The organism is Duganella sp. AC237, assembly GCF_979254035.1.
This window is the reverse complement of the sequence record NZ_CEEDEW010000003.1, coordinates 3,852,090-3,871,353: the sequence shown is the minus strand read 5'-3', so window position 1 is coordinate 3,871,353 and position 19,264 is coordinate 3,852,090. Positions and strand designations below refer to the sequence as shown.

Below are 19,264 nucleotides of genomic sequence, written 5' to 3'. Positions count from 1 at the left end.
CCTTAAACGTGGCTATAGCATTCGGAAGAATAGATTCAAATCGGCATAGCGACGATGCAGTTTAAGACATCATTTCTCTTCTAAATGATCAATGTCTAGTTCACGAGGTTTTATATCCGCCGTGACTATTTTTCGTAACAAGCCACTTTTCTTTCTTAATGATAGGGCCCGCACCGCGAATATCGGAGAGAACTGCAAATTTTCTATCTTTGTATGATTGATGATCACCGGGGTGTTGAAGTAAATATTTTTGGAGTCTTCAAGAGAGAGGTGCCATTTTCCGTTGAAAGTCTCTCTGACGATTTCACCGACATACCGTGCAAACATGACTATCCAACCCTGCTTTTCATCTTCATTGCAATTTTCCGTCACCTGGAAAAAAAGCTTCTCTAAATTTTCCAAACACTCCATATTGACGGCAAGCAAAATATCTCTTTTCCAGCCTCTGACTCGACAGCTTCAAGTTGGTCATCCATGATCAACAGAAAATCATCAAACTTCTCTTTGGCTTCATCTTTGCGAAACATGTTGCACTCCTGGATTGGAATTGGAAGCCGACCCGACTAGCATTAATTGCCGCTAAACATATGCGTACTCCGCGGCAGCCAGAACTTCTCCGCAATAACTGCCTGCAGATACAATCAAATCTGTTTTTCTTCCGAATTGATCGATCTCCAACGGCCTTGGGCAGCACAATCGGACCTCGAAAGTCGCGAGCCGGCTACAGCTATTATAAATGCCGGCTTACATCTATATGCATTATTTCGATTTCGCCTACTTGCTCTAAAAGTATTAGATCTTCAATTATCTTGACTTTGCGAATGTTTTCCAGGACGGGCATGCCGCCCATACAGAGTGCTGGTTCGAAGCCGTACATTTCGTCTTCGGCGACGGGCCCCAATTTCTTCAGCGCGCGTTTAAATAATTTCTTCTCTTTCACGTCTTCTATGTCGAGACGATCTGACTCTTTTCCAATAAGGAAGGACTGTAATGGAATAGTGTCGTCACCAGCCGCTACCCTTTTATTAGGCGGTGAAGTAATAATTTGCGAGTCCAATGAAACAATCGTTACAGTTTGGCCGGCTTTCTTATTCCACAAAAAAATACGACCAAAGGCAGTGCGCGCGATTGCTAGATAGTCGCTCTTGTCTTCGATTTGAGTGCCTTCCAACCAAGCTTCGACGACTGGAACGTAGTCGTCTGGATTCACCAGCCAAAAAAGGCCGTCATAGTATCCACCCCATCCGTAAAGTCGCCAGTATTCGAGAAGCTGCTCCGGTAAACGACCCGCAAATTTTGCTATCTGCTGAGGCGAGGGCTGGACCTTCACAAATTGCGGGCCTAGCTGCGACAAGAACATTTCATAACGTGAACTTTTGTGGTTTTTGTTAGCTGAATGATAAATTTTTTATTGCGGGTCTTTGCTATATAGGCCAGCATCCTTATCTGGTAAGTCAGACGAAGTTGAGATGCATTTTTAATCAGATATAACTTATTGCCCACTTCAGCGTCGGGCTTGGCACCTCGACGGGTTTGATGTTTTGTATAAGAAAATTCCATCAATATCTCATTTGGATTTGATAATATTTCTCAACGTTATGGTTAAAAAAAGCGCGGGATGAAGCGGCTCAGCCACACTTAACCACGGTGAAGATCACACCTAACGCAACGAAGCGTTGGTGAAACCTATAAGGGCCGCCCGCTTCATTGCACGTTCTGGCAGTCGGTCTTTGGATGAAATTACCGAATGCAAAACTGAGTTTTTGTTTCATTAAACCAAAGTTTTCGCCTGTTCAGATACTAACTGGCCGAACGACTTGCAGTAACCATTTAGGAAGACAGCCTATAAATGTCGACTGACATCGATATGTAAAATTTCAACTTCTGCTAGTTGTTCGAGAAGAATTAAATGTTCGACGATTTTTACCTTGACTAGGTTCTCGAGCTTCGGTAGGCCACCAATACATAAGGCTGGTTCAAAGCCGTACATCTCGTCAGGTGCCACGGGACCAAGTTTTTTCAATGCCTTTTTAAAAAGAGGTTTTTCCTTCTCGTCTTCGTAGTCAAGCTCATCAGGTTCCTCTCCACTAATAAAGTACTGAAGAGCCTTCGTGTCATCTCCTGATGTGACTTTTTCATCTGGCGGAGTTGTGATGAGCCGTGCAGATAACGCGTCAATAGTTATATTTTGCCCATTTTTCTTATTCCATAAGAAAACGCGACCAAATGCGGTCCTGGCAACAGCAAAATAATTTTGCTTATCGGGAACATTTGAGCCATCCAACCAAGCCTCGACCGCTGGCATATATTCTTCTGGATTCGTGATCCAAAACAATCCATTGTAGTAGCCGCCCCAACCATGTTCTTGCCAATATTCAAGTAATTTGTTCGGCAATTTCCCTCTGTATTTCTCTATCTCTGCCTCTTTGGGTTGGCTTCTGCTAACTTGGGGGCCCCAATCAGAAAGAAACATCTCGAAGTACTCGTCCATAATTATCCTTTAACAATTTTCAAGTTTTACATTCATTTTTGTTTTTGCTGCGTCTGCGGGATCAACTTTCGCGGCCGCCTCGTCTAAAACAGGAACCCGATTTCTCCACTGGCTACCTATCGACGAATTTACTCGCTTATCACCCATGTTTGTCACTGCGTCTTTGCCACCGGCAATCATATCGGGTTCGTGAAGTGCAGCTATATCCTGCATTTTCAGCTTAGCCTCAGCTTTCGCCTTTTCTCTTGCAATTGACGGAAGCTCAGTTTTTTCGTATTTTTCCCTCAAACTGCGCGCCAACTGTTTTTCGTATTCGGTCCGCGCTTCTTTTTGCGCTGCGCCTGTCCCTTTTCTCTTGTTCTTACTGAAATAAGCTCGCGCATCTTGGAACTCTTTCACCGTCATTTTGTTAATGGCATCTTCCTGACGCTTCAATTGCTCGGCAAATTCTTGAGCTCTGGATGCGCCTAGCCGTTTAGCGCTAAAGCAAGGCTTGACCTCGACTTGCTTCATTTCTTTGAGAGGCTTACCGGACTTGGCGCAATCTTCGCAATCTTTATCTTTAGCCTTGGCTGCCGCTTTTTCTTGCTCCGCAGCGGCCTTTTCTGCGTCCTTCGCTTTTTTCGCGTCTGCTGCGATTTTAGCTTCTTTGGCCGCCAGTTCCGCTGCTTCCTCTTTCTTTTTCAACGCGTTGAGGTCGGCCAATTCCTTGGTCAACAAGGTCGCTTTTTCTTTGAGCGCGAGAACTCGCTTGGCGACACGCGTCGCCTTGATCGGTTTCGCCACCGCGTCACCGAGGTAGGGGATCATACCCACTACGTTCAAGCCAGCGCCGAGGAAGTCGCCGTTGCGTATCGCAATGCCGGCACCGACCGCGTCCGAGATCGGCGTCGGATCGACCATGCCGGCCACGTCCGCAGCAGTGCCGGCCGCTTCCCACGCCATCTCAGCGTTGACGTCGGCCAGCTTTTTGGTGACGGTCTGTATCCGCTCGGTTAGATTAAATCCGCCAGTCATAAGTTCTCGTTTTGCGTAAGTTGTGTCATGCCGGTAGTGCGTGTTGGAACAGCGCTTCGTAGCGTTTTTGCTCGCCGATCTGACGCCAGATCGCATCCGGCAATTCCTCGATCATTTGGCTCAGTCGCTCTTCGGGCGCTATTTCTTCGTCGCGCAGGTAGCTGCGCACCATCGGATGGGCGTCGAATGACGGCGACACGCGCATCATCAAACCCGCGAACAGGTGCTGGTCGTTGGCGTTGTGAATACCGTAACCGGCGCAGCGCGCCACGGCGGCAATAGCTATGTTACGCAGCATGTCGGCTTCCATTCCCTCGATCGCTTCGGGGCTGTTTTCCTCCCAGTGCGCGATGATGCTGTCGTACAGTGCTTCCTTGTCGTAGTACATCAGTTGCTCGCGCTGGCGCTCGTCGAGACTGATGGGAACCACCGAGAACGCGGCGATTTCGGCAGGGGTGGCCGGCTCCGGATCGACGCCGTAGTACGCCTCCCGCCGAGGTTCCCAAGCGGTCCAACTGCTGACCGGCGCGAAGAAGAATTTCTTTTGCGGCCCCGTCAGCGCTGAGGACAGGCCCAACAGAATGCGTGGGTCGTAGAAACGGAGCACGACATCTTCGTCATCGTTGATCCGGCATTGCAGCCGGCGTGTCAACATCATGGCCAAGGTGGGCAGGCCGAAGTGACTTTTGATCCAGGTGACGCTCGGATGCGCGCGTTCCTTCTCAATCAGCCACATGAAGATGGATTTGTCCTCGGCGGTTGGGTCGAGCGCAATCAGCAGCGGCGCGGCAGATTGCAGATGCGCCTCCGGTGTGTCGGCGAACAGCGAGCGCCACTGCGCATCAGGAAAGCGTGTCGTCAGCTGCGCGAAGGCGTCATCGTGCGCGGCGCAGTCGATCAACGCGTAGGTGTTGTCGACTTTTTGGCCCTCGTCGGGCGCGGAGGAATGGCTGTTCATCGTAAGATTTTCCGTGCGAGTAGGGCGTTAGCGGCGCAAGAAGCTGCTGCCTTGCAGTGCCGCTTTCTTCAAACATTCAAGGCAGATCGTGGTGCTCGCACTAGGCAGGGCAGGTATGGAGGCCGCACTGCTGCCGCCGCCCTGGAAGATATGCTGTCCGCCCTTGACCGTGAAATTTCCCGGACAGGCGAAGGTGATATTCCCACCCTCCAGCGTCACCGATGATTGCCCGGCCTGCAGCACGATCTTCTGGTTGGCCTTGACTTCGATGACGTCGTTGACCGACACGATCGTGATCGCCTTGTCGGCCAGAATCTCCAACTGATCGGTATGCGCCTGCAGCGACACCGGCCCGTTGGCCGCGATCGCCTGAATTCCACCAGCATGCGTGAACAACCCGGTCGCGTTGGCCGACACCGACGCCACCGTGAACGCGGCAGCCATGTGCATGTCGGACTGCGTGGTCCACTGCAACTGCCCACCGGCGAACAGCACTGTGGAAGCGGGCGTGGCCCAGTTAATGCTGGCCGGCGCTTCCATCAGCACCACTGGCTGGCCGAATTTCTCCACCGGCGCGCCGCTGTCGAGATCGCGCGCTCCTGCCGTGGCCTTCAACGGATCGTGCCCGCCAACAGCGCCCTCGAATTTCCCTTTTTGCTCCGGATCGATCTGCGTGATGAAGTCGATCTGAGCCTGGTTGGCGTCCTTGCTGACGAGCGCGTTTTGCTGCGCGGCGGCGTCGGCCAGATTCTTGCTCAGTTCGGAGGCGGCGCGCAGCAGGCCGGTGGCCTCGGCGCTGTCGAGCTGGGTCGACGTGACGCCGGCGCCTTGCTGCGCGCGCGCGGTGGCCGAGATCAGCATGCCTTCGCCCGAGCGCAGCACGCCCCAGGCGTCGGTGCGCAGCTCGAACCCTTGGCCGCGATAGCTGCCGCGCTGCGCCGAGCCTGGCGTCTGCTGCACCAGGTAACCCAGGTTCAGCTGCGTGGCGGCGCTCGACGTGGCCAGGCGTGTGCGCAGCTGGCCCGGCGTGTCGTCTACCACCCACTGGTTGTAGCCGCCACCGTCGAAGTTATTACTGTGCATGCCGGAGATGACGCCGGCGTGGTTGATGTCGGTGTCGACGCCGGCCGAGTAGGGCGGGGTGTCGGCGCCGGTGTAGAGCTGTGCGACCACCAGCGGGCGGTCCATGTCGCCTTCGATGAAGTCGACCAGCACTTCGGTGCCGATGCGCGGCGTGAATTGCGAGCCCCAGTTGGGGCCGGCCAGCGCTTCGGCCACGCGCACCCAGGTGCCGGAGCCGTCGTTGCCGGGGGCGTTGCCCTTGTCGTCGGTGTTGTGCGGCAGGCCGCCTGCGTTGGCGCCGGCGCCGCGTTGCCAGGCGAACTGGATGCGCACCTGGTGCTCGCGCGTGGTGGTGTTGATGGCGTCGGGCAGGCCGACCACCAGCGCCGTTTGCGGTCCCAGCGAGGCGCCGCTGAAACGCTCGGCAGCCGCGCGCGGGACGATGGCGACCGTGTCGCGCACGCAGGCGAAGCGGTTGCGGTAGGTGCCGGCCTCCAGTTGCGCGCCGGCGAACTTGGCCAAGGTGGCGAGGCCGGCCTTGGCCGCGCCGATCAACTTGCCCAAGCCTCCAAGGGCAGGTTCGACGTTGTTGCGGCCCTCGTGCTCGACCCACAGCGCGGTGAACTTGTTGGCGCCGTCGGCATAGTGCTCGTGCTGGGTCAGCTGGAAGCCGTGGCCGGCCGCGAGGCGGCGTACCGAACCCTGGCCTTCGAACAGTTTGTTGTCAAGCTCCAGCGCTTGCAGCATCAGGCGGCTGTGCGGATCGGCGGCGGCGCTGTCGGCGTGGCGCCGCTCGGCGCTGCCGTCGTAAATCGACAAGGCCGGCAGTTCGCCGATGTCCAGGCTCGTCGCTTGCTCGGCGGCCGGGGCCACCAGTTGCGCCGGGTCCCAGCTGCTGATGGTGACGGCGTTGGCCTGGATGCGGCGCAGCGCGTTGAATTCGTCGATGGCGTCGTCGCTGTCGGTGGCGCGCACGCCGTGGAAACGCAGCGCGGCGCCGCCCACCGTCTCCGGCGCGACGGCCTTGCTGTCGAAGAAGACGACCTTGTGCTTGGCTTGCTGCTGGCCGCCACCTTCGGCATCGGCCGCGCCTTCTTCCTGGTCGTGCTCGAAGCGCCAGCTCAGGCCTTCGGACGCCAGCACCCGTTGCAGGAATTCGAGGTCGCTTTCGCGGTATTGGGTCCAGATCGGCCGCGCCACCAGGGTTTGCGTGACGTCGAACTCGAACCGCACCTGCTTGTAATCGGCCAGCAGTTCGGTGATCAGGTCTTGCGCGTTCTTGTCCTGGAAGATATAGCTGTCGCGGCGCAGGCCGAGCAGGGCCAGGCCCGGCTCCAGCCGCAGCCGGTAGCGCGCCAGACCGCCGTCGGCGCCCAGCCAGGCGGCGTCGGTGCAGATGCCGTGCCAGGCGCGGCGCGTGCCGTCGGCCTGCAGCAGCTTGAGCGTGATTTCCTCGCCGATAAAGTCGGCCAGTTCCAGATCGGTCGAGGTGCTGAGCGCGTCGATGTTGAAGCGGAACAGCTCGTTGACGGCTTCGCGGCCCGTGAAGCGCTCGGGCATCAGCGACTCGGGCAGGGTGGAGTCCTGCGCGCTGGCCAGCGTGATCAGGCGCGCATGCTGGCTCAGGCCGGTTCCGAACAGCCCGTCCACCAAGGACGAGCCCGGCAGGTCGGGCATGCTCATCACGGCAACGTGATGGTCAGGTTGGCTTGCTTGGGCGCGAGCTTGACCACGTCGTTGTACGCGGCCATGCTGGTTTCGGTGCCGTGGCCGAGCATGCTGCGCAGGCCGATGTAGCCGAGCGCGCCGATCAGCGCGAACACCGAGCACAGCACCCACAGCGGAACGTCGTTGCGCAGCTTGTGGATGATCTGGTCGGGGCGCTCGGCGTGCGGCGCGAAGCCCGATTTCTTGCCCTTCATGTGGGCGATCTCGTCGCCCAGGCGCGCCGTCAGGTAGGCCAGCTTTTCCGAGCCTTCGATGATGTAGCGGCCCTGGAAGCCCAGCAGCAGGCACATGTGGAACACTTCGAGCGCCTGCAGGTGGGCGCTGCCGCGCGCGCGCAGGCTTTCCAGGCGGTTGAAGAAGTTCTCGCCGGCCAGCTGGTCGCCGAACAGCACCAGTTGCAGCGGGCGGCGCTCCCAGGCGTCGCGGATGCCGTACGGCGAGCGCAGGATGATCTCGTCGACCGCCGCGCAGAAGGCGTACTTGGCGTTGTCGATGTCGTCGGCCGAGGCGCCTTGCTTCTTGGCGCCACGGCTGAAGTCGTCGAGAAACTGCGTCATCTTGTTGATGAAGTCGGCGTTCGCTTGCGGGCCGTTGCCGTTCTTGAGCATGAACAGCGCGTAGAAACCGTCGTACATCAGGTCCATCAGCGTGTGTTCGGTGCCGGGGCCGGCGGCGATGGCCGGCGAAAACGCCGGCTGGCCGCCGGGGATCAGGGAAGGAGGGGCGCTAGTAGTCATGGGTTGGTCTTCAGGAAGTGACGGCGACGAGGTCCAGTTTCAGATCGCGCATGCCGGCGGGAACGTAGATCGAGATCGATTGCGCCTGCAGCATGCGCTCGTACATCTGACCTTTGGCTTCGAGGGCGAAATAATAGGTGTCGGGGCGCACCGGCACGGCCGCCGGCACTTGCGGCGCGTGCGTCAGGCGCACGCCCGGCATGGCCGAGAGCACGAACTTTTCGACGTCGTCCGGGGCGCCGATCTTGAAGCGCAGCGGCACCACGTCGACCATTTCGACGCCGGACAAATCGGCAGAGACGCCGAGGTAGAACGTGGTCTGGGCGTCGATCTTGCCCGAGTCGAGCATGCCGTGGTGGTACGACGGCTTGACCTCGTTGAGCGCGATGGCGAAGTATTTCGACGAAATCACCGTGTCGAGCAACTCGCGGATGATGCCGTGCAGGCGGGCGAAGCCGGGACCGGGGTCGAGGTGGTCGTACTGCGGCAGGTCGCTGAGCGAAATGCCCTTCGAGAAGGTCATCAGCGCGCCCGACAGGCCCAGAAGTTGTTCGTACAGCCGCTCGGGGTGCAGGGTCGGATGGTGGAAATAGTGGCTCAGCGACGCATACGCCGAGCTGGCCGTGTGCAGCAGCCAGAACGACGACATGTCGCCGGAGCGGAATTCGATGACGTGCTTGCTTGGCTCGCGGTGGTGGCCGTACAGCGCGTTGACCTTGGCCTGCAGCGCGTCCAGCAGGCGGCGCAGTTGCAGGAACAGCAGCGGCGCGCTGCGGATCGACAGGCTTGGCGGAATGAACGACGGGTCCTGTTCGAAGCCGCCGGTCGACAGCCGGCGCAGGCGCAGGAGCGGCAGGCTGACGTAGGAGTCGCGCGGCTCCGATTCGGACACCAGGCGCAGCGTTTTCTTCAGGTACGTCAGCTGCGCGTGCGCGGCCTGGGTGTACAGGTCCGGCGTGTCGAGGTTGCTCTGGGCGTAGCGGGCGGCGTTGCTGGGCTGGCCCTCGGGGGCGAAGTTGCCGCCGAAATGCTTGAACGCGGGCAGGGCGGCGTAGAACGTCAGCGCCTGCTGCGACTGCGGAATATTGCTCAGGTCGATCTCGGCCGGCAGCTCGTCGGCGCCGGGCGCGTGGTAGATCTCGCCGTCCTGGAACACCAGCGCCAGGTCGAGCAGGCGCAAGGTGTTGTTGTGCAGGGCGTCGCGGTCGAGCTGCAACTGGCTGACGCCCCAGGCGTAAGGGTGCAGCGCCTTGACGCTGTCGTGCAGCCGCTGCTCGTGGTAGCGGTCCTGCTGCTGAAAATGCTGGGGACGCAGGAACAGTCCCTCGCCCCATAAAAGTTTTCCCGTGATGCTCATCGAATGCCTTATCGCCTCATGCCTGCGGACCGTCAAAAATTAGTGCCCAATCACAACTGCCAGAACAATAACATTTTCTGGCGTACTGTGAGAGTTTCTTCTGCGTAACGTGCTAAGCTTTATAATCTTTCTTCTCGGTAACGGTGTACGGTTCAGTTCGTATTGTACGAGGTAAAGAATTAAATTTATGATATTCTGCCGAAAAATGAGAAATTGGCAACAGTTTATAGCAACTGTTCCCGCCTTTAACACCCCTGACTTTTGAGGAACACATGAGTACATCGATCCATCTTCGCCGCCTGTTGGGCGGTGCCGCCTGCATCCTGGCCCTGAGCGCCTGTACCACCGCGCCGGTGGTCAAGGTGCCCGTGGCCCCACCCACCATCGCCGAAGTCATGGGCAAGGCCGCCGCCGCCGACAGCGCCGGCCAGAAGGAAGCGGCGATCGCGCTGTGGAAGCAGGCCGCCGCCGCCTATCCCGCCGACAAGGACCCGTGGACCCGCATGGCGCAGACCAAGTACGAGGCCGGCCAGTACGGCGAAGCCATCGTCAACGCCCAGGAAATCCTGGTGCGCGACCCCAACGACCAGCTGGCCAACAGCATCATCGCCATCAGCGGCCTGCGCCTGTCGACCCGCGCGCTTGCAGACCTGAGCCGTCAGAACAATCTGTCCGGTTCGCTGCGCACCGAGTCGCAGGACCTGGCCAAGCTGCTGCGCGAGAGCCTGGGCGAGCAGGTGCTGGTGCCGCCGGCCAAGCCGGTTGCGCCGGCGCAGCGCGCCGTGACGCCAGCCAAAAAGGGCGCCAAGCAGCCGGCCCGCGAACCGAAGGCCGACCCCTTCGACGCGCTGAAGTAAGTTTTTAAGTAATTCCACCCGGTGGCGTCGCCGCGACGCCGCTGTTTATTTTTGAAATGGGGATGTCATGTCGAAAAAAGAGAGTGTTCAGAAGCGCCTGCAGAAGGTGCGCCCGCCACGGGTCCAGATGACCTATGACGTCGAGATCGGCGATGCGATCGAAAATAAAGAGCTGCCGTTCGTGATGGGCGTGGTGGGCGATTTCGGCGGCAACTCCGAAGTCGAACAGAAGCGCTTGAAGGAGCGCAAGTTCGTCAACATCGACCGCGACAACTTCGACGAGGTGCTCAAGGGCGTCGAGCCGCGCGCCGCCTTCCGCGTGGCCAACGAGCTGGGCGAGGGCGGCGGCGAGTTCGCCGTCGACCTCAAGTTCAAGTCGATGGACGATTTCCGTCCCGAGGCGGTCGTCGAACAAGTCGAGCCGCTGCGCAAGCTGCTCGAGGCGCGCACCAAGCTGGCCGACCTGCGCAACAAGCTGGCCGGCAACGACAAGCTCGAAGACATCCTCAACGACGTCCTGCACAGCACCGAGAAGCTGGCCGAACTGGGCCAGCAAACCACCCCGAAGAAAGATTGAGCCATGTCCGTCCAAACTTCCCCAACGTCGGCCGGCGCGGCCACCACCGAACTGGCGCTGCTCGACCAGATCGTTGAGCAGAGCAAGGTCGCCAAGTCGAGCGTCGAGCACGCCCGCGCCAAGGACATCATCTCCGAGCTGGTCAGCCAGGTCATGGAAGGCACCGTCGTGGTGTCGGACAACCTGGCCGCCACCATCGACGCCCGCGTCGCCGAGCTCGACAGCCTGATCTCCAAGCAGCTCAGCGCCATCATGCACGCGCCGGAATTCCAGAAGCTCGAATCGAGCTGGACCGGCCTGAACTATCTGGTCAAGAATTCCTCGACCGGCCAGAACCTCAAGATCAAGATGCTCAACGCGACCAAGAAGGAATTGGTCAAGGATTTCCAGAGCGCGCTCGAGTTCGACCAGTCGACCATGTTCAAGAAGGTCTACGAGGAAGAGTTCGGCACGTTCGGCGGCGCGCCGTTCGGCTCGCTGATCGGCGACTTCGAGATCACCCGCCAGCCGGAAGACATGTACTTCATCGAGCAGATGTCGCACGTGGCCGCCGCCTCGCACGCGCCGTTCATCTCGGCCGCCTCGCCGGAGCTGTTCGGCCTGGAGACCTATAGCGACCTGGGCAAGCCGCGCGACCTGTCGAAGGTGTTCGACACCGTCGAGTACGCCAAGTGGAAATCGTTCCGCGAGTCCGAGGATTCGCGCTACGTCGGCCTGACGTTGCCGCGCTTCCTGGGCCGCCAGCCGTTCAACCCGGCCGACGGCATGACCGTCGAGGGCTTCAATTTCGTCGAGGACGTCGACGGCACCGACCACCACAAATACCTGTGGTGCAACGCCGCCTACGCCTTCGGCACCAAGCTGACCAACGCGTTCGAGGACTACGGCTGGTGCGCCGCCATCCGCGGCGTCGAAGGCGGCGGCCTGGTCGAGGATCTGCCGACCCACACCTTCAAGACCGACGAAGGCGAAGTGGCGCTCAAGTGCCCGACCGAGATCGCCATCACCGACCGCCGCGAGAAGGAATTGAGCGACCTCGGCTTCATCTCGCTGGTGCACTGCAAGAACACCGACTACGCCGCCTTCTTCGGCGCGCAGTCGACGCAAAAGGCCAAGAAGTACAACACCGACGCGGCCAACGCCAACGCCGTGCTGTCGGCCCAGCTGCAATACATCTTCGCCGTCTCGCGCATCGCCCACTACATGAAGGCGATGATGCGCGACAAGATCGGCAGCTTCGCCGCCGCCTCCAACGTCGAGGACTTCCTCAACCGTTGGTTGACCCAATACGTGCTACTCGACGACAACGCCAGCCAGGAACAGAAAGCCCAGTTCCCGCTGCGTGAGGCGTCGGTGCAAGTATCCGAAGTGCCGGGACGTCCTGGCGTGTACCGCGCCGTGTCGTTCCTGCGCCCGCACTTCCAGCTCGACGAGCTGTCCGTTTCACTCCGTCTGGTCGCGGAGCTGCCTCAATCGACCAAGTCTTAATGTTTTAATTTTTAGTTGTTCAATCCAAAACCGAAAGGAATACCATGGCAATCGACGTATATCTGCAAATCGACGGCATCAAAGGCGAGTCCGCCGACAGCACCCACAAAGATTGGATCGAGTGCAAATCGGTCCAGTGGGAAGTGCTGCAGCCTAAATCGGCGACCGCCTCGTCGGCCGGCGGCCACACCGCCGAGCGCACCGAGCACAAAGAGATCGTGATCGCCAAGCTGGCCGACCTGTCGACTCCTCTGCTGCTGCAGACGTGCTCCTCGGGTAAAACCATTCCTAAGGCCAAGTTCGAGTTCCTGCGCGCCGATGGCCAGGGCGAGCGCATCAAGTACTTCGAAATCGAACTGGAAAACGTGCTGATCAGCAGCGTCGCACCGCAAGTGCAGCCAGGCGACATCCTGTCCGAGCACGTGTCGATCAAGTACTCGAAAGTGAAGTGGAAGTACACCCAGCAGAAGATCGGTGGCGGTTCGGGTGGCAACACCTCGGGCGGTTGGGATCTGTCGGCCAACAAGACGGCCTAAGTTACCCCAATACGCTGTGAATTCCACGGTGTCGTCGGGACGCTGCGGAATTGACGCCGGCGATACGGGACGACGCGCGTGCGCCATGACGCTCGCCGCGCCCCGTTCGCCATCGCGCCCGCTCCCCTTGTGGCGGCTTCATGCCGCCGCGAACGGGTAGGGGACGGACGCGAAAGCTGGACTTATTGTGGCAACCGCCCCGCCCGACGCGGTGGCGGCCGCCGCACTATTTCCGACATCGAGTTTTAACACTGATATTCAGGATGCACATGAAGGGTTTTTCGCCGGGACTGTTCGACCGCCTGATGGACGCGCCCGTCCACGGCGCCACCAGTGCCACCGTGTCCCGGATGTCGATCGAGGACTTGAAGGACACCGTCGCCCGCGACCTCGAAGCGCTGCTCAACACGCGCACCGTCATCAGCGAGGAGCTGATCAAAAAATTCCCCGAGTGCGGCCGCTCGATCCTGACCTACGGCTTGAACGATTTTGCCGGCCTCAGCCTGTCGAGCGCCGACGACCGCGCCTACATCTGCACCTGCCTGGAAAAGGCCATCGGCCGCCACGAGCCGCGCCTGCGCAACGTGCGCGCCTCGCTCGAGATCCAGGAGGGCACGATCAACCGCCTCAACTTCGCCATCACCGCGCTGCTGGTGGTGAGCGCGGCGCAAGAGCCGGTCAATTTCGACGCCGTCCTGCAGCCGTCGAGCCTACATTACACTATTAGCAAGGCGCGCCGCCTGGCGTCGCCGGGAGTCTGACTTGGAAGAACTGTTACCGTACTACGAACGGGAGCTGGGTTTTCTGCGCCGCTATTCGCGCGAATTTTCCGAGCGCTATCCTAAAATCGCCGGCCGCCTGCTGATGGGCGGCGAGGTCTGCGAAGACCCGCACATCGAGCGCATGATCCAGTCGTTCGCGCTGCTCAACTCGCGCATCTCCAAGCGGCTCGACGACGACTACCCCGAATTCACCGAGGCGCTGTTCGAGGTGCTGTATCCGCACTACCTGCGGCCGTTCCCGTCGTGCTCGATCGCGCGCATGGACTACAGCGCCGCCGCCGCGCAGCTGACCACGGCCACCGAGATCGCCCGTGGCACCGAGCTCGACACGCGCCCGGTCAAGGGCGTCGCCTGCACTTTCCGCACCGCCTATCCGGTCACCGTGGCGCCGATCGCGCTGTCGCACGCATCGTTCGCCGCCATCATCGACGCGCCCGAGGCGGTGATGCTGCCGCCCAACGTCACCTCCGGCCTCAGCATCACCATCGAAACGACCGCCGCGCAGGTCACGCTGTCGCAGCTGGGCATCAAAATGCTGCGCGTGTTCATCGACGGCGAGCCGTCGTTTTGCGCCGCGCTGCGCGACGCGCTGTTCCTGCGCACCGTCAAGGCCTGGGTCGAACCGGAGCAAAACGGCCGCTGGACGTCGCTCGCGGCGGTGCCCGTATGGCCGGCCGGCTTCGGCGAGGACGAATCGCTGATCCCGTTCTCGGCCCGCTCGCATCCGGCCTACCGGCTGCTGACCGAGTATTTCTGCTTCCCGGAAAAATTCAATTTCATCGACATCGACCTGTCGGCGATCGGCGTGTCGCTGCCGGCCGGCTGCAAGCGTTTCACCTTGCACCTTGGCATGAGCGGCCTGCGCACCGATTCCAACACCGCCCGCATGCTGGGCACCATGTCGACCAACAACCTGCTGCTGGGCTGCACGCCGGTGGTCAACCTGTTCCGCCAGCGTGGCGAGCCGATCCGCGTGACCCACACCACCGCCAGTTATCCTGTGCTGGCCGACGCCCGCCGCGCCTACGCCTTCGAGGTGCAATCGATCGACTCGGTCAAGCTGGTGCGGCAGACGCCGCAGGGCGAATCGGTGATCGAATTCCGGCCGTTTTATTCGCTGCGCCACGGCGAGACGCCGGAAAAGAATGGCCACTACTGGGTCATGCGGCGCGACGAGGTCATCGCCCGCAAGAGCCCCGGCTACGAGACGGAAATATCGATCGTCGACATCGACTTCGATCCCGCCGCCATCGAGACCGACACCCTGAGCCTGGAGCTGACCTGCACCAACCGCGACCTGCCGGCGTCGCTGACCTACGGCATGCGCGGCGGCGACCTGTTCCTCGAGGGCGGATCCAGCGTGCGCAGCATCACCTTCCTGCGGCGGCCGACCGACTCGCACCGTTTCGAGCGCGGCCGTGGCGCCCACTGGCGCCTGATCTCGCACCTGTCGCTCAACCACCTGTCGCTGGCCGGCAGCGGCGTCGACGCCTTCCAGGAGATGCTGACCCTGTACGATTTGCCGCGCTCGCCAACGTCGCAGCGCCAGATCCGCGGCATCCACGCGATCGCCAGCAAGGCCGCCAACCACTGGCTGCCGGGCAATCCGTTCGCCTGCCTGGTGCGCGGCACCGAGGTCAGCATCACCATCGACGAGGAAGCCTTCGTCGGTAGCGGCATCCACGCCTTCACCCATATCGTCGAGCGCTTCCTCGGCCTGTACGTGCACGCCAACAGCTTCACGCAATTGGTGGTCGTATCCAAGAAATCAGGGGAGGAGCTGTTGCGATGCACACCACGAAGCGGCGATTTGAACCTAGTGTAATCGAGCGCCTGTTCGAGCAGCCGTACCGCTTCCAGTTCTTCCAGGCGGTGCGCATGCTCGAGCTTTGGCTCAAGCGCAACGGCCTGCCGCACGACCAGGCCGTGGCCAGCTTTCTGCGCTTCCAGAACTCGCTGTCGCTGAATTTTCCGGCCAGCCAGCTCGAATCGATGCAGACCGAGCCGCGCGAGATCGGCCGCGACAGTCTGGCGCTGGGCGAGGCGCTCCGCAACGGCGAACTGAGATATATCCGCATCACGCCGGCCTTCATGGGCTTTCTCGGCACGGCCGGTTCCTTGCCGGCGCATTACACCGAGCGCGTGGCCGCGCATGCGCTGTACGAAAAGGACGACGGCCCGCGCGCTTTCCTGGACACCTTCTCCAACCGGGCGCTGGCGCTGTTCTATGAATCGTGGCGCAAGTACCGGCTGGAACTGAAATACCAGATCGACGGCAAGGACCGCTTTTTGCCATTGCTGCTGTCGCTGGCCGGCGTCGGCAACGAGTCGCTCAAGCACCGCCTGTCCGACGGCGGCGAGGGCGTGCTCGACGAATCGATCGGCTATTTCGCGGCGGCCATGCGGCATCGGCCGGCGTCGGCGGTGTCGATCGGCCACGTGCTGAGCGAGTACTTCCGCCAGCGCATCACGGTGACGCAATTCATCGGCGCCTGGTACGACGTGCCGCCGGGCCAGCAGAGCGCGCTGGGCGGCGCCAACGCCCAGCTGGGCACCAGCGCGCTGGTGGGCCAGCGGGTCTGGCAGCGCGACCTGCGCATGCTGCTGACGGTCGGTCCGCTGCCGCGCGCCAGCTTCGATTCCTTCCTGCCCGGTGGCAAGGCCGCCAAGGCGCTGGAAAAGATGCTGACCATGTTCACCGGCCTGTCCCTCGAATACGAGGTGCAACTGGTGCTGCGCGCGGCCGACGTCGAGGGCGTGACCCTCAGCGACGAGCGCGCCGGCGGCCGTCTGGGCTGGGACAGTTTCCTCATCACCGGGGGCGAGGCGCGCGACCGCGCCGACGTGCGTTACGAAATTCATACGCTGTAAAACTTCATTCTGCAAATCCGAACTTAATTAATCGAACAAGGAAAATCGCGCTATGAGCATCAACCTGAAGACGCTGATCGGCAAGCTGAACGACACCAGCCGCACCGCCGCCACGCGCGCGGCCAGCATTTGCGTGGGCCTCGGCCAATTCGAGGTCGACCTCGAACACCTGTTCCTGGCGCTGCTGGAACAGCCGAAGAGCGACTTCGTCGTCATCGCCCGCAAGAACGGCATCAGCATTCCGATGCTGGAAGCGGACCTGCAAGCCGAGGTGTCGCGCCTGAAGACCGGCAACACGCGCACGCCGGTGTTCTCGGCGCGCCTGCCGAAGCTGTTTGAAAACGCATGGCTGATCGCCTCGCTCGACATCCAGGCCGGCCGCCAGAGCAGCATCCGCAGCGGCCACCTGCTGCAGGCATTGCTGACCGACAGCGAACTGGCGCAGCTGGCTTATCGCGGCTCAAAGCTGTTCAATAAATTCAATGTCGACGAGATCAAGCATAAGCTCGACTACCTGACCGAGGGCTCGCAGGAAGCCGTGGCGGCGGGCGAGGGCGCGCCGGCCGGCGAGCAGGACGCCGGTGGCGACCCGGTCGGCGAACTGGCGGGCCAGGCCGCATCGAAGACCCCGGCGCTGGACCAGTTCACCACCAACCTGACACAGCGCGCGCGCGACGGCAAGGTCGACCCGGTGATCGGCCGCGACATGGAAATCCGCCAGGCGATCGACATCCTGATGCGCCGCCGCCAGAACAACCCGATCCTGACCGGCGAGGCCGGCGTCGGCAAGACCGCCGTGGTCGAGGGCCTGGCGCTGCGCATTTCGCAGGACGACGTGCCCGACGTGCTGAAAGGCGTGGAGATCCACACCTTGGACATGGGCCTGCTGCAAGCCGGCGCCAGCGTCAAGGGCGAGTTCGAGAACCGCCTGAAGAACGTCATCGACGAAGTCAAGAAAAGCCCGCACGCCATCATCCTGTTCATCGACGAGGCGCACACGATGATCGGCGCCGGCGGCACGGCCGGCCAGAACGACGCCGCCAACCTGCTGAAACCGGCGCTGGCGCGCGGCGAGCTGCGCACCATCGCCGCCACCACCTGGGGCGAGTACAAGAAATACTTCGAAAAGGACGCCGCGCTGGCGCGCCGTTTCCAGGTCATCAAGGTCGAGGAGCCGAGCGAGGAACTGGCTTGCGCCATGTTGCGCGGCATGGCGCCACTGATGGAAAAACACTTCAACGTGCGCGTCTACGACGAGGCCATCACCTACGCGGTGCGCCTGTCGCACCGCTACATCATGGGCCGCCAGCTGCCGGACAAGGCCATCAGCGTGCTAGATACCGCCTGCGCGAAAGTCGCGCTGGGCCAGAACGCCACGCCGGCCCTGATCGAGAACCTGGTCAAAAAGCTGGACCGCATCGACGCCGAGATCGCCTCGCTGGCGCGTGAGGAAAGCGGCGGCGGCAGCCATGCGGCGCGCCTGGCCGAACTGCGCTCGGAGCGCGCCAAGGCGAGCGACGAACACGGCACGCTGGCCGCGCGCTGGGAACTGGAGAAGGGCCTGACCGAAAAGATCAAGGCGGCGCGCCTGGAACTGGAAACAGCCGGCGCCGAGAAAGCCCCGGCCAAGAACGCGGCGGCCGGCGTGCAGGCGCTGATCAAGGAATTGAAGGCCTTGCAGGGCGAGGCGCCGATGGTGCCGGTGCAGGTCGACGGCCACGTGGTGGCCGAGATCGTTGCCGGCTGGACCGGCATCCCGTTGGGCAAGATGGTCAAGGACGAGATCAAGACCGTGCTCAAGCTGAACGAAATGCTGGAAGAACGCGTACTGGGCCAACCGCATGCGATCGAAGCGGTGGCGCAGCGCGTGCGCACCTCGCGCGCCAATCTGGACGATCCAAACAAGCCGAAGGGCGTGTTCCTGTTCGTCGGCCCGTCGGGCATCGGCAAGACCGAGACCGCGCTGGCGCTGGCCGATGTGCTGTACGGCGGCGAGCGCAAGCTGATCACCATCAACATGAGCGAGTACCAGGAAGCGCACAGCGTGTCGGGCCTGAAGGGCTCGCCACCGGGTTATGTGGGCTACGGCGAGGGCGGCGTGCTGACCGAGGCCGTACGTCGCAATCCGTACAGCGTGGTGCTGCTCGACGAGGTCGAGAAGGCGCACCCGGACGTGATGGAGTTGTTCTTCCAGGTGTTCGACAAGGGCGTGATGGATGACGCCGAGGGTCGCGAGATCGACTTCAAGAACACCATCATCATTCTGACGTCGAACGTGGCGTCGAGCACGATGATGCAGGCTTGCCTGAACAAGGAGCCGAAGGACATGCCGACGCCGGAGCAGCTGGAGCAGACGATTCGTCCGCATCTGATGAAGGTGTTCAAGCCGGCCTTCCTGGGGCGTTTGAAGGTGATTCCGTACTATCCGATCGCCGATGACGTGCTGGTCAAGATCATCGAGCTCAAGCTGGGCAAGATCGCGCGCCGGATTTCCGAGAACCACAAGGCGGAGTTGACGTACGACGAGGCGCTGGTGGAAGCGGTGCTGGCGCGTTGCACCGAGGTGGATTCGGGCGCGCGCAATGTCGACAATATTCTGAACGGAAGCTTGTTGCCGGAAGTCGCCGAATCGGTGTTGGCCAAGATGGCAGAGGGCGCCACGATCTCCAAGATCAAGGTCAGCGCGGACAAGAAGGGGCAGTTCAAGTACACCATCAAGTAATGGGAGGTGGGGCGCGGCCGGTGGCCGCGTCTTGCTTTTGTGGTGGCTCATGCATGGCGGATTACGCTACGCTAATCCGCC

General features: G+C 61.0%; 17 protein-coding genes. 8 read left to right on the top strand and 9 right to left on the bottom strand.

Annotation, left to right across the window (positions count from 1 at the left end; translation table 11 throughout):
• Positions 1-69 precede the first annotated feature (69 nt).
• The 9 genes from AC0IYS_RS17110 to tssK form a co-directional block, all read right to left on the bottom strand.
• Positions 70-402: a hypothetical protein gene (locus tag AC0IYS_RS17110; RefSeq protein ID WP_471706292.1), complete on the bottom strand. Its 333-nt coding sequence runs from the start codon at positions 400-402 to the stop codon at positions 70-72.
• Entirely contained in the window at positions 390-527 is a 138-nt protein-coding gene (locus AC0IYS_RS17105; RefSeq protein WP_471706291.1) for a hypothetical protein, read from the bottom strand. The genes AC0IYS_RS17110 and AC0IYS_RS17105 overlap by 13 nt, the downstream gene beginning before the upstream one ends.
• Positions 528-730: 203 nt before the next feature.
• On the bottom strand, positions 731-1,354 hold the full coding sequence (locus AC0IYS_RS17100; RefSeq protein WP_471706290.1) for a GAD-like domain-containing protein: 624 nt from the start codon (positions 1,352-1,354) through the stop codon (positions 731-733).
• Positions 1,355-1,843: 489 nt separating this feature from the next.
• Entirely contained in the window at positions 1,844-2,491 is a 648-nt protein-coding gene (locus tag AC0IYS_RS17095; RefSeq protein ID WP_471706289.1) for a GAD-like domain-containing protein, read from the bottom strand.
• 9 nt (positions 2,492-2,500) lie between these two features.
• Positions 2,501-3,508: a polymorphic toxin type 15 domain-containing protein gene (locus AC0IYS_RS17090; RefSeq protein WP_471706287.1), complete on the bottom strand. Its 1,008-nt coding sequence runs from the start codon at positions 3,506-3,508 to the stop codon at positions 2,501-2,503.
• Positions 3,509-3,533: 25 nt separating this feature from the next.
• Positions 3,534-4,466: a DUF4123 domain-containing protein gene (locus AC0IYS_RS17085; protein ID WP_471706286.1), complete on the bottom strand. Its 933-nt coding sequence runs from the start codon at positions 4,464-4,466 to the stop codon at positions 3,534-3,536.
• A gap of 27 nt (positions 4,467-4,493) precedes the next feature.
• Positions 4,494-7,211: a type VI secretion system Vgr family protein gene (locus AC0IYS_RS17080; protein ID WP_471706285.1), complete on the bottom strand. Its 2,718-nt coding sequence runs from the start codon at positions 7,209-7,211 to the stop codon at positions 4,494-4,496.
• Positions 7,211-7,993: a type IVB secretion system protein IcmH/DotU gene (icmH, locus tag AC0IYS_RS17075; protein WP_471706284.1), complete on the bottom strand. Its 783-nt coding sequence runs from the start codon at positions 7,991-7,993 to the stop codon at positions 7,211-7,213. The genes AC0IYS_RS17080 and icmH overlap by 1 nt, the downstream gene beginning before the upstream one ends.
• A gap of 10 nt (positions 7,994-8,003) precedes the next feature.
• Positions 8,004-9,350 (bottom strand): type VI secretion system baseplate subunit TssK, encoded by a 1,347-nt coding sequence (gene tssK / locus AC0IYS_RS17070; protein WP_471706283.1) that lies wholly within the window; start codon positions 9,348-9,350, stop codon positions 8,004-8,006.
• Between the two features lie 272 nt (positions 9,351-9,622).
• Here tssK and AC0IYS_RS17065 point away from each other — a divergent pair, with 272 nt between their 5' ends.
• The 8 genes from AC0IYS_RS17065 to tssH all read left to right on the top strand — a co-directional run bounded on the left by AC0IYS_RS17065 (position 9,623) and on the right by tssH (position 19,183).
• Complete coding sequence (locus tag AC0IYS_RS17065; protein ID WP_471706282.1) at positions 9,623-10,207, top strand: hypothetical protein; 585 nt, start codon at positions 9,623-9,625, stop codon at positions 10,205-10,207.
• Between the two features lie 67 nt (positions 10,208-10,274).
• Complete coding sequence (tssB, locus tag AC0IYS_RS17060; protein WP_471706281.1) at positions 10,275-10,784, top strand: type VI secretion system contractile sheath small subunit; 510 nt, start codon at positions 10,275-10,277, stop codon at positions 10,782-10,784.
• A 3-nt stretch (positions 10,785-10,787) separates the two neighbouring features.
• Complete coding sequence (gene tssC / locus AC0IYS_RS17055) at positions 10,788-12,272, top strand: type VI secretion system contractile sheath large subunit (RefSeq protein WP_471706280.1); 1,485 nt, start codon at positions 10,788-10,790, stop codon at positions 12,270-12,272.
• A 44-nt stretch (positions 12,273-12,316) separates the two neighbouring features.
• Complete coding sequence (locus AC0IYS_RS17050; protein WP_090313453.1) at positions 12,317-12,808, top strand: Hcp family type VI secretion system effector; 492 nt, start codon at positions 12,317-12,319, stop codon at positions 12,806-12,808.
• Positions 12,809-13,077: 269 nt separating this feature from the next.
• On the top strand, positions 13,078-13,569 hold the full coding sequence (tssE, locus tag AC0IYS_RS17045; RefSeq protein WP_471706279.1) for a type VI secretion system baseplate subunit TssE: 492 nt from the start codon (positions 13,078-13,080) through the stop codon (positions 13,567-13,569).
• A gap of 1 nt (position 13,570) precedes the next feature.
• Complete coding sequence (gene tssF / locus AC0IYS_RS17040; protein WP_471706278.1) at positions 13,571-15,415, top strand: type VI secretion system baseplate subunit TssF; 1,845 nt, start codon at positions 13,571-13,573, stop codon at positions 15,413-15,415.
• On the top strand, positions 15,379-16,461 hold the full coding sequence (tssG, locus tag AC0IYS_RS17035; RefSeq protein WP_471706277.1) for a type VI secretion system baseplate subunit TssG: 1,083 nt from the start codon (positions 15,379-15,381) through the stop codon (positions 16,459-16,461). Before tssF ends, tssG begins: the two co-directional genes overlap by 37 nt.
• A 52-nt stretch (positions 16,462-16,513) precedes the next feature.
• Positions 16,514-19,183: a type VI secretion system ATPase TssH gene (tssH, locus tag AC0IYS_RS17030; protein ID WP_471706276.1), complete on the top strand. Its 2,670-nt coding sequence runs from the start codon at positions 16,514-16,516 to the stop codon at positions 19,181-19,183.
• Positions 19,184-19,264 lie beyond the last annotated feature (81 nt).

What these genes read in the sequence shown, in the direction of transcription:
- AC0IYS_RS17065 (WP_471706282.1), top strand. Translation starts at nt 9,623, where the DNA reads ATGAGTACATCGATCCATCTTCGCCGCCTGTTGGGCGGTGCCGCCTGC.
- tssG (WP_471706277.1), top strand. Translation starts at nt 15,379, where the DNA reads ATGCACACCACGAAGCGGCGATTTGAACCTAGTGTAATCGAGCGCCTG.
- AC0IYS_RS17095 (WP_471706289.1), bottom strand. Translation starts at nt 2,491, where the DNA reads ATGGACGAGTACTTCGAGATGTTTCTTTCTGATTGGGGCCCCCAAGTT.
- tssH (WP_471706276.1), top strand. Translation starts at nt 16,514, where the DNA reads ATGAGCATCAACCTGAAGACGCTGATCGGCAAGCTGAACGACACCAGC.
- tssC (WP_471706280.1), top strand. Translation starts at nt 10,788, where the DNA reads ATGTCCGTCCAAACTTCCCCAACGTCGGCCGGCGCGGCCACCACCGAA.
- AC0IYS_RS17105 (WP_471706291.1), bottom strand. Translation starts at nt 527, where the DNA reads ATGTTTCGCAAAGATGAAGCCAAAGAGAAGTTTGATGATTTTCTGTTG.
- tssB (WP_471706281.1), top strand. Translation starts at nt 10,275, where the DNA reads ATGTCGAAAAAAGAGAGTGTTCAGAAGCGCCTGCAGAAGGTGCGCCCG.
- AC0IYS_RS17085 (WP_471706286.1), bottom strand. Translation starts at nt 4,466, where the DNA reads ATGAACAGCCATTCCTCCGCGCCCGACGAGGGCCAAAAAGTCGACAAC.
- AC0IYS_RS17050 (WP_090313453.1), top strand. Translation starts at nt 12,317, where the DNA reads ATGGCAATCGACGTATATCTGCAAATCGACGGCATCAAAGGCGAGTCC.
- tssE (WP_471706279.1), top strand. Translation starts at nt 13,078, where the DNA reads ATGAAGGGTTTTTCGCCGGGACTGTTCGACCGCCTGATGGACGCGCCC.
- tssK (WP_471706283.1), bottom strand. Translation starts at nt 9,350, where the DNA reads ATGAGCATCACGGGAAAACTTTTATGGGGCGAGGGACTGTTCCTGCGT.
- icmH (WP_471706284.1), bottom strand. Translation starts at nt 7,993, where the DNA reads ATGACTACTAGCGCCCCTCCTTCCCTGATCCCCGGCGGCCAGCCGGCG.
- AC0IYS_RS17080 (WP_471706285.1), bottom strand. Translation starts at nt 7,211, where the DNA reads ATGAGCATGCCCGACCTGCCGGGCTCGTCCTTGGTGGACGGGCTGTTC.
- AC0IYS_RS17090 (WP_471706287.1), bottom strand. Translation starts at nt 3,508, where the DNA reads ATGACTGGCGGATTTAATCTAACCGAGCGGATACAGACCGTCACCAAA.